The sequence below is a fragment of the Paenarthrobacter sp. 10L420 genome, assembly GCF_056395385.1.
In genome coordinates, this window is sequence record NZ_JBFTJK010000095.1 from 1 (window position 1) to 352 (window position 352).

The 352-nt window shown below is 68.8% G+C and carries 1 pseudogene; it reads left to right on the forward strand.

The window, feature by feature from the left end:
• Positions 1–249, forward strand: a pseudogene (locus AC1DD5_RS25830) (NAD(P)H-dependent flavin oxidoreductase); the annotation flags it as partial.
• Between the last annotated feature and the right edge of the window lie 103 nt (positions 250–352).

Below are 352 nucleotides of genomic sequence, written 5' to 3' on the forward strand. Positions count from 1 at the left end.
GGCCTGGATCCCGACAACCTGCCGGAAAGCGATCCCTCGAAGATGAGCTTCGGCTCGGGCGGCAACCAGGACGCCAAGGCCTGGCGCGACATCTGGGGCTCGGGCCAGGGCATCGGCGCCATCAAGGAAGTGCTGCCGGTCGCCGAACGCATCGCCAAGCTGGCGGTGGAATATGAGGACGCCATGGCCGAACTGGCGGCCAAGACGGCCCTGACGGCCGGTAATCGCCTGGCTTTCGCCGCCGAGTAGGACGGGGATTGCGCCGGGGACGAAGGCGGCGTCGTCCCCGGCTGCTCCGGCAAGGCGATCCTGAGCGGGTTCGAAACCGCCAGGAGCGCCTCATGTCCGACGC